The sequence below is a fragment of the Shinella agrisoli genome (assembly GCF_046557955.1).
Classification (GTDB): domain Bacteria; phylum Pseudomonadota; class Alphaproteobacteria; order Rhizobiales; family Rhizobiaceae; genus Shinella.
The window spans coordinates 1-5132 of the sequence record NZ_JBJIEP010000054.1; the positions used below are offsets into that span (position 1 = coordinate 1).

General features: G+C 65.8%; 11 protein-coding genes. All 11 read right to left on the reverse strand.

Annotation, left to right across the window (positions count from 1 at the left end):
* Positions 1 to 56 precede the first annotated feature (56 nt).
* The 11 genes from ACIIOY_RS26585 to ACIIOY_RS26635 all read right to left on the reverse strand — a co-directional run bounded on the left by ACIIOY_RS26585 (position 57) and on the right by ACIIOY_RS26635 (position 5016).
* Positions 57 to 779 (reverse strand): TIGR02594 family protein, encoded by a 723-nt coding sequence (locus ACIIOY_RS26585; protein ID WP_411037677.1) that lies wholly within the window; start codon positions 777 to 779, stop codon positions 57 to 59.
* A gap of 103 nt (positions 780 to 882) precedes the next feature.
* Entirely contained in the window at positions 883 to 1272 is a 390-nt protein-coding gene (locus tag ACIIOY_RS26590; RefSeq protein ID WP_411037678.1) for a helix-turn-helix domain-containing protein, read from the reverse strand.
* Positions 1265 to 1486, reverse strand: coding sequence for a hypothetical protein (locus tag ACIIOY_RS26595; protein WP_411037679.1), 222 nt, complete (start codon positions 1484 to 1486; stop codon positions 1265 to 1267). The genes ACIIOY_RS26590 and ACIIOY_RS26595 overlap by 8 nt, the downstream gene beginning before the upstream one ends.
* Before the next feature lie 3 nt (positions 1487 to 1489).
* Positions 1490 to 1705, reverse strand: coding sequence for a hypothetical protein (locus tag ACIIOY_RS26600; protein WP_411037680.1), 216 nt, complete (start codon positions 1703 to 1705; stop codon positions 1490 to 1492).
* Positions 1702 to 2361 (reverse strand): regulatory protein GemA, encoded by a 660-nt coding sequence (locus ACIIOY_RS26605; protein WP_411037681.1) that lies wholly within the window; start codon positions 2359 to 2361, stop codon positions 1702 to 1704. The genes ACIIOY_RS26600 and ACIIOY_RS26605 overlap by 4 nt, the downstream gene beginning before the upstream one ends.
* Positions 2358 to 2729 (reverse strand): hypothetical protein, encoded by a 372-nt coding sequence (locus ACIIOY_RS26610; protein WP_411037682.1) that lies wholly within the window; start codon positions 2727 to 2729, stop codon positions 2358 to 2360. Before ACIIOY_RS26610 ends, ACIIOY_RS26605 begins: the two co-directional genes overlap by 4 nt.
* On the reverse strand, positions 2722 to 3606 hold the full coding sequence (locus ACIIOY_RS26615) for a DUF5131 family protein (protein ID WP_411037683.1): 885 nt from the start codon (positions 3604 to 3606) through the stop codon (positions 2722 to 2724). The genes ACIIOY_RS26610 and ACIIOY_RS26615 overlap by 8 nt, the downstream gene beginning before the upstream one ends.
* Positions 3599 to 3814, reverse strand: coding sequence for a hypothetical protein (locus ACIIOY_RS26620; protein WP_411037684.1), 216 nt, complete (start codon positions 3812 to 3814; stop codon positions 3599 to 3601). The genes ACIIOY_RS26615 and ACIIOY_RS26620 overlap by 8 nt, the downstream gene beginning before the upstream one ends.
* On the reverse strand, positions 3801 to 4031 hold the full coding sequence (locus ACIIOY_RS26625) for a hypothetical protein (protein ID WP_411037685.1): 231 nt from the start codon (positions 4029 to 4031) through the stop codon (positions 3801 to 3803). Before ACIIOY_RS26625 ends, ACIIOY_RS26620 begins: the two co-directional genes overlap by 14 nt.
* Entirely contained in the window at positions 4031 to 4717 is a 687-nt protein-coding gene (locus tag ACIIOY_RS26630; protein WP_411037686.1) for a DUF7168 domain-containing protein, read from the reverse strand. The genes ACIIOY_RS26625 and ACIIOY_RS26630 overlap by 1 nt, the downstream gene beginning before the upstream one ends.
* On the reverse strand, positions 4714 to 5016 hold the full coding sequence (locus ACIIOY_RS26635) for a hypothetical protein (RefSeq protein WP_411037687.1): 303 nt from the start codon (positions 5014 to 5016) through the stop codon (positions 4714 to 4716). Before ACIIOY_RS26635 ends, ACIIOY_RS26630 begins: the two co-directional genes overlap by 4 nt.
* Between the last annotated feature and the right edge of the window lie 116 nt (positions 5017 to 5132).

The following is a 5132-nucleotide window of genomic DNA, read 5'->3' on the forward strand; positions in this document are numbered from 1 at the left end:
GAAGGCGAAGGACAGCCAGATTTGCCGTTTCGTCGTGCGGTAGGTCGGGCGCTCGCTCATGCTTCGTTCCTCGTGACGGGCACGCCCTTGGAGGAAAGATGCACCCGCCCGCCGGCCGGGTTGCCGCCGGTGGAGGGCCAGCGGACGGCGACCAGGCGGCCCTTCTCGATCCGCGTGATCGAGACCGAATTGCTCTGGTTGCCGCCGAGGACATGAAAATGCGTGTTGTCCTCTCCGGCGTAGAGCCCGACATGGCCGCCGCCGCTCCGGGTGAAGACGAGGATCGCTCCGAGGGCCGGCGTCGAAAGGCCGACGCCGAACTTCCGCCAGTTCAGCGCGCCGAGCGGATTGGACGGAAGCGCCTCCTTCGGCAGCGTGATCGCGACCCATGCTGCGACGGCAAGGCCGCACCAGGGAATGTCGTCATCCGTGAAGAAGCCGGCAACCCATCCGCCGAGGCGCTTCGCCCAGGACATGATCGTCGCGTTCGAGCCCTTGCCGGCGATCTCCCGCAGGCCCATGTGACGTCGCGCCTCGCGCATCCAGACGGGCTCGGCCGGCACGGCGGGTGCGGCGACGGGGACCGACTTCGGGCCGGTGCGCCGCAGCGCCTCGACGGTGGCCGCGTTCGCCATCCCGGTCACCGGCAGGCCCTCGGCGCGCTGGAAGCGCTCCAGCGCCTCGATCATCTTGCGGCCCGGCGCGCCGTCGACGGCGCCGGCATAGGCGCCATGGGCCAAAAGGCGGGAAATGACCCATTGGTCGAAGGTGGTGCTCAAAGTAAATCCCCTGGGTCGAGAAAACGCCTGAAAAACTCAGGCATCTGGTCGGACCATGGCTTCGCCATCGGGGCTTGTCAGAAGGGCAAAACCGCACCACGGCTCAAAAGAGAGAGCCTTGTCGATCGTCGGGTTGCTTGCGGCGGTGATCTATGACGGTGCGACGGGACACGCCTGTCATCTGGACGATCTGATTGTTGGAGTAGCCTTTTTCGATTAGCTCGGCAATCGCGGCCGCCCGCCGGCGCCGGTCGCCATTCAAGGCAACCGGGATCGTTATATGCTGCGTGCCCCATGTCGAGGCCATCGCCAACGCTGGTTCGAGGCCAACCATTTGAACAAGCCAATGATCAGGACCCACAGTGTCGGGAACGTAAATCTGCTGACCTGCCTTTTCCCGCGCAAGGGTGAGCGCCGCGCGTTCCCCGGCAACATCCGCGATCCTGTTCAACAGCGGCGTCATCCAGGCGCGATCGGCGGAGTGATCAGCCACGGCGGCCTCCGTTCAATCCCAGCCCGCAATGCATCTCGATCTCGATCTGCCGCGCGGTGAGGAGTTTCAGCCGCTCCTCGCGACGGATCCTGGTATGCGCATCGACACCGCCGCGCTGAAGCTTCTTCAAAAGGGCTTCACGCTCCTCTCGAATGGCCTTCAAAGTCTCCACCTCGAACAGCGGAAGCGGCGTGGTGTCGGTTGCGCGGGCCATGGCTCACTCCAGCATCTGCATGCCGCATCCGCCCTGGCAGGCCATATGCAGGTGCTGCCGCGAACCGATCAGCGCGGCGTGGATCATGCCGCCGCAGCGCGGGCACACGCATCGTGCCCGCGTCAGGCGCTTCTTCTGCATCACCTTCTTGAGCTTCAAGCCGGTGGTGAAGATCTCGGCGACGGACTTGCGGAAGTCCTTGTGCGATGACCTGGTCATGCCTTCACCGCCTTCCTGGCGGCGCGCACGCGCGGCCCGAGGGCATTCATGACCGCCTGCCACTGCTCGTCCGAGATCTCGGACCACAGATCGGTCGTGCCGGTGACGTCGACGACGAAGGTATCAAAGCCCTTTCGGACGATCCGGTCGGCGCCGGGATGCAGGATACGCCACTGCGCCCACGCGATCTTGTAGCCGTACCGCCCGAGATAGGCGGCCGAGCGCTTGTCCGGGGGAGACCAGTTGACACCTGCCTCGCGCGCCATCCACGCCTTCAGCGCCTCGACGACGGCGCGGGCGTCATCGGCATGGTGGAGGAAGCGGACCTGGTCGAGGCCGGTCTGGCGCTTCACGAAGGCGATGAGGGCCGCATCGTCCCGGTCCTCGACCAGGCCGAGGTTCCAGGCGCCTATCCAGAGCGCCTGGAGCTTCTTGGCGAATTTGCCGGTGAGCTGCTGCCGGCCGTTCGAACGCCGCGGCACAGCCGAGAAGCCGAGGCGGCGCAGCTCGGCAAGCACGGCGTCCTTCTCGGCCGGCTTCATGAGGCTGAGGCGGTTCTTGCCGGTCACACGGGAATAGATCGCCCGCTTGTCCTCGTCCTCGGCAATGCCGAGCTGCTTGAAGCCGACATGGATGGCGGCAATGGTGGAGGTCATTGGCCGGCCCTCCGTGCGGCCGTCAGGGCGCGGCCGAGGCCCTCGCCGAAGACGCCGGCCCCGATTTCCTTGACCTGCTCGCCGTTGACGACGGCCGTTCTGCCGATTGCACGAAACCGCTCGGCGGCGTCCTCCCTGGAACGGGCGGCAACCAGAAGCCCGCTCCATACGCCTTCGAACTCGTAGCAGCACGGATAGGCGCGCAGCGGCCCGACCTTGGGGGCTCGCCCGACGTCGATGCGGGCGGTCATCCCGATCGCGCGCAGGCGGGCGGAGGCCTCCTCCCAGGAGCGGGCATGCACGGTGACGTCGATCGGGCGGCGCTCGTATCGATAGGTGCAGGTGAAAGGACGGAGCTGGTCAGCCATGATGAGCCTCCTCGACGGAGACGGGGAGCGGCGGAAACGCGTTGTGCTCGACACCATCCAGCTTGCGCCCGGATTGTTTCTTGCCGACGCGAATGCATGCGGTTCCATCGGAGAAGCGATGGACCTTCGGGCACGCGTACCCCGCTTGCCACTGGTAGCCATCCTTATCGAGCCAGTCTTCCGGCAGAAACTCGCCGTTCTGCTTGTGGTGAAAGGGAACGCCGGCCGCAGCGCATTGGTCTCGCAACGAGACGAACCAGCCCGGATGCGTCGGACGCGCCCTGTGACTTCCCTGGTCCGTCTCTCCGCCGGTAATAATCCAATGCGGCATCACGCCCGGCGGAATATGGATCGGGCCAAGCAACGGCTCGAAGCTGGCGAAGGTGAACAACGGGCGGGTCACCCAATAGGCCGACTTCAGCGCCGGGAGGTTGATGTCCGCGCGCTGCTGATCCTCGCAGGTCGTGCCGATCGCCGCGTTGGGCGGTAGCCCGCCCGCCTCGCGTGCGAGCCGGATGATGTTCTGCGGCCGCTTGGTCAGCAGGAGGTACACGAGACGCGGGGTACGGCGCATGACGTCGAACGCATCTGCACGCCAATCGCCCGGCACCTGGTTGTCGAAGATGTCGGCCAGGCTGGCGCAGAAGACGAGCGGCCGATCGCCATCCTTTTCCGCCTGCCGCTGCCAGCGGAACGGATCGTTCCAGGTGTGTGTGCCGGTTCGGACGCGCGGATGGTGGCCCCACTGTACCTTGCCGTAGCGCTTGTCCATGAGCGCTTCGGCATAGCAGCCGTCGCAGGCCGGAGAGACCTTGGTGCAGCCCATCCACGGGTTCCAGGTGTGACGGGTCCAGGAGATCGCGGAGTTTTCAGCCATGACTGCCTCCTGAGGACTTCGAGCCGAAGGCAGCGACGGCAAGCACGAAGTGGGCAACCAACCACAGGAAGGCCGTCAGGAAACGTCCGGGTGCGGCCCATTGCCTTACATCGGTCTCCAATGACACGAAGACGCCGAAGAGGTAGAGCAAGGTGGTGAACGCAGCCGACCAGATAGCGAAGGCAACGGCTTTACTAAGCATCGGCATTGCCCTCCTCCGTTCGGGGGGAACCGCTGAACTCCGCCCAAAGCCGATCAGCCACCTCGGTCAGGTCAACGTCGGTTATGGACTGGCGACCGCATTCGCAGGACATGCCGGCAATCGCATAAACCCGGCCCTTGCGCTCCAGGATGGAGCAACCCTGTCGTTCCGCCTCGTCGCGGATGCCGTCGAGCAGGTGTTGTTTGGAATAGAAATGGCGCATCAGCTCCTCCCGATGAGCAAGGGTTGATCGGTCCCGCCGCGAACGCCCCGGCCGATATTGACGCGGTCGCCGGCCATCCAGCCGGCGCCGGCCGCGTCGTCGTATGTCACCTTGTGAGGCTTGGCCGGTCCCGCCGACCTGGAGGCGGGGAAGCGCCGGTCGAGCTCGACGCCGGCCTTGGCGGCGCGCGCGCCGTCGATCTCGCCGCGGAAGAGGTCATGCAAGCGGACGGTGAGCCGCTGAACCATGGCCACCGTGAAGTCGGCCGCGGCCTTCCTCCGGGTCGAAGCCTTGCGGCGCGACCGGTAGAAGCTCCCCTGGCGGTAAATCTTCAGCTCGGCGTCGATGAGATTGTTGCAGACGTCGAGCAGGTAGGCCGCAATCTCCGGGTCCGGATCGCGGCCGACATAGACCACCTGCAGGCTGCCGATGAGCTGCCGCGTGACGGCCCTGGTGTTGGTGCAGACCGCGACCATGGCCCAAAGGCGATGGCGCAGCCGCTTGTCGCTGGCCCGAACCGTGGCGACTTCCTCGCCCATGTCGAGGTCTTCGCCGGACAGGTTGTGCTCGCGCATCAGCTCGGCCGCCTTCGCGGCGGCTTCCATGGCCTCCGCTTCCGTGCAGCCCCGTGCCGTGGTGCGCTCGCGCAGGACATTGATGCGCTTGCGGATCGATTCCCGGTTCATGAAGCCTCTCCCTGTCTGGACCGATGCTTCGCCCAGCTCTCCCGGAGGAAGGCCGGTATGTCGAAATCGGGGGCGATGAAGGCCCCGTCGATGACGGAGGTCGGCGCAACGGTCTCGGGAAGCGCCGTGAGATGTTGCGGCGTCGGTTCGGCGAGAGCATTCAGCAAGGTGGCCAGCTCCGCCCTGTCCACTATTTCCAGCTTGGCGAGCGCCGAAGGTTTCAGGCCCTCCATCCGGCGATAGGCATCGGCATCCGCCTTCATGGCGAAGAAGCGCCGCTTCACGTTGTAGACGATCATAGCCCACCTGCCTTCCGCAGCGCGTCGGCATGGGCTTCTGCACGGGCTTCCTTGTTCAACTGCCGGGCAGCGACGTAGGACGCGGCCGGGCAGACGGTCATCGGGATGATCTCCCC